Origin of the sequence: Pacificibacter marinus, assembly GCF_018860665.1 — a bacterium.
GTDB lineage: Bacteria > Pseudomonadota > Alphaproteobacteria > Rhodobacterales > Rhodobacteraceae > Celeribacter > Celeribacter marinus_A.
Window position 1 is genome coordinate 1 of record NZ_JAHKPK010000042.1, and the last position, 3,388, is coordinate 3,388.

A 3,388-nucleotide genomic window follows, 5' to 3' on the forward strand; every position below is an offset into this window, starting at 1 on the left:
GTCCTCAATGGAAACATAAGTGTCGCCCGCCGCAAATCCCGTGTTGTTGCTGGCGACTTGCAAATCAGCGATGAGGCCGGCAGTCGCGTCGGTATATTGCGCGCGATCTATGCCATTGCCGCCGTTCAAAATATCGCCACCATCGCCGCCCAACAGCACATCGTTACCGTCCATGCCAAATAAATTATCATTGCCGCCGCGCCCATGCAGGCCATCGTTCCCGTCATGTCCCCACAGCACATTGTTGCTGTTGTCGCCGCGCAAACTGTCGCTATGAAGGGACCCGTAGAGTTGCTCGATGGAATTATATGTATCCCCCTCCGCAAAGCCAGTGTTGGCATATGCGTAGAGTAAATCGGCAATCACACCAGCGTTGGCATCGGTATATTGAACGCGATCCAAGCCCGCGCCGCCGTCGAGAGAATCGGCGCCATCGCCGCCCAGCAGCACATCGTTGCCGTTCATACCGTACAATATGTCATCGCCAGCGCGACCATAGATCAGGTCGTTGCCATCGTGACCCGAGATGGTGTTGTTGCCCGCATCGCCGCGCAAACTGTCGGCAAAAGACGAGCCGTAGAGATTTTCGATAGAGATATATGTGTCGCCTGCAGCGATACCTGTGTTGGCGTAGGAATATTGCAAATCAGCCGTAATGCCTGCTGTCGCATCGGTGTATTGCGCCAGATCTGTGCCATCGCCGCCGTCCAAAATATCCGCGCCATCGCCCCCGATCAACACGTCATCGCCCACTCCGCCCATGAGCGTGTCGGCATGAGAGTACCCATGAATGATGTCTGAGGCGTTCCCGCCTAACAGAATATCGGACTGCGCTGTTCCGTACAATTCATTGACAACTGATAGGTAAGGTCTGTCTGGTCCCAGAAAGCTTTCTGCAAACAGATCATTGGAATTTAAGGAATATCCATCGTTGGAGTGGATTTCGAAAACTTCGTCGCGGAATGTTACCAGGGCGCCGTAACTTGTTGAAATAACTGAAATTTGTTCCGAAGAATATAGCATGCCAAAGGTGGTCAGGTCCAAGATATCATTGCCACGTTCGAAATCCATCACGGTGTCAATGTCACCGCCATCTGGGGCCATGACAAAGGTATCTGATCCGGATCCTCCCCAAAAGATGTTGGCGTCTGCGCCATCCACGAGAATATCATCGCCCGCGTTCCCCCTTAGGGTGTCGTCGCCCAAGCCTGCGGATATCACATCATCCTTTTCAGTCCCATTGAGTGTTTCAGTGCTCTCTGCGCCCACGAGCGTGCGGCCTATTTCTGAGGTGGCGAAATCAAACTGGAATAGACCATCACCGGTTCCAGAGGCGATAAAGATTTGTAGATCATCGACCACTTGCACAACTTCTATGGCGGATATGGAATTCAACCCATTGGTCCCATCCCTTTCCAAGGATTCCAGATGGTGAAGTCGCCCGTTCGGTAGAACTGTAAAGAGGCTGAGACCGTCATCGGTGCCCGAGACCAAAACGTAGACATGATCATCAACAGTGAAGACGTTCATTTCACCAACGTTTTCAAACCGTGTATGCGTCGTGTCGATCACATGGTCGATCGGAGTCAGCGTGCCGTCATCCGACAGGCGTAACACTGACAGGCTGTCGGACACTGACGACGCCACGAGGATCGTCGTCATGCCATTGACCGTTACGATTTCCATGCCCGTCGGGGCCTCGATACCAAGGCCGTTGAGGGCGCCGATCATACTGACAGGTATTAATGTTCCAGACGAGTCGATTTGAAAACTTTGAATTTCATTTTGCTCGGTAGACGCTGTGATTACGTAGGTGTTTCCGTTGAGTGTCACGCAGTCCATTGACGCAACGGTGTTCAGACCACCTGAGTTGTCGTTTGAAATTTCAAAGGTTAAAGTGCTGCCCTCTTCTGTGAGTTCAAATACAGATATACCTGCGCCATATTCGCTGGCCGTCACCACAAAGGTATGCCCGTCGACCTCCATGAATTCTACGTGAGTCGCGCCGTTGTCTACAGGGCCCCAATCAGCAGTGAAGCGTTGTACGATCCGCCCGTCGTCTGCCAATACATATCCCGTCATTTCGTGACTGCCGGATGACCCCGATAAGAAGATATTTCGGCCGTCCAACGCGATGACCGAGACGCCATGCATGACTGGTAGATTTGATGCGCCATTGAGAGATTGAGTGTCAATCAGCTCAGGAACGCTGTCCTCGGACAATCGGTAGGACACGATGCCACCAGCCAAAGAGGTTGACGTATATATATAGATCTCTCCATCAACTTCGAGCATGGAGATATCGCGAATGTCTGTGCCCATAAAGCCCAGTTCAAAACTATGGTCCGCGAAAAAATTTAGATACCCCAAGGAGCCACCTCAAAACTCAATGCCATCACACACAGTGATATTGGCGATAAAGCCTTAGCGGCGGCTTGTTGGAATCAGGCAGAAATGAGGCGTTTATGTCCAATTCATCCAGTTAAAATTGTTAGAAAATGCGAGTTTTAAATGAGGTTCGCCAGTGCCAGTGCGCGCTTGAGGTCTGCGACAGATCGCCTCGTGAACGCTGTCGTGTTCAGTTTGTGAACACATATGTGGTCGCCCAAAACCCACCAAATAAGGCCAATGCGGTCAGGCGATCTCAAAGTGATGTGCATCATATGAATTTCGGGCCCGATTTTGGACGCGGTAAATATTTGTCAGACCATTTGCCTCTTGATAACAAACGCGTGAGAGGGGCGTGAACCGTGTCGAATCAAACTGTGAACAAACGACATTGTTGCGAGAGCCTATTGGGCTCTGCTCTGTCTTTTGTCGCACACCGGTCGGCGGTTTTCTGTATCCTTTTGGTCGCATTGGTTCTGTCAGGTACAGTTCCTCAAGGTTTTATGCGATCTGCGGCGGATGACGGCATGATGCTTGTGCTGTGTACGCCGAACGGTCCGACTGAGGTCTGGATGACGGCTGACGGAGACATCCAAGAAAAGGCTCCCATCGATCACACGACTTCGGAGCAAATGGACTGTCTTGCGGTCACGTTATCTTTGGTTTTGGTGCAATCATGGCTGGAAACGCTTGTTAATCCTGCCGAGTTTTCACCTTTTCGCACAACGTTTATTGACCAGCGCCGCGCCCTTGTTGTCGAGCACTCTCCACTTCAACCACGTGCGCCTCCGAAATTTATCTAATTATTAGAGATGCTTCGTTCCCGCTTCGGTTCTCTTGATACAGATCTTTGGTCTGCATCAACATCAACCGTGCGCGCATAGATATCATCTTTACAAGTCATTCTTTCCTTTTCGGACAAGGTCCCATTTCACAAAGAATAGGGGTGTCTGAACAGGAGTCTCATTCAAATTAATTGAAAACCTCTCAAGTGGAGAAC

Annotated in this window: 2 protein-coding genes; one reads left to right on the forward strand and one right to left on the reverse strand. The window is 50.8% G+C overall.

The features are described from left to right. The coding region (locus KO497_RS12730) for a calcium-binding protein (RefSeq protein WP_289846686.1) at nucleotides 1–2,370 on the reverse strand (2,370 nt) is incomplete at its 3' end. Between the two features lie 380 nt (nucleotides 2,371–2,750). Between KO497_RS12730 and KO497_RS12735 the strand changes: the two genes are divergently transcribed. Beyond that, nucleotides 2,751–3,191: a DUF2946 family protein gene (locus KO497_RS12735; protein WP_215944356.1), complete on the forward strand. Its 441-nt coding sequence runs from the start codon at nucleotides 2,751–2,753 to the stop codon at nucleotides 3,189–3,191. Nucleotides 3,192–3,388 lie beyond the last annotated feature (197 nt).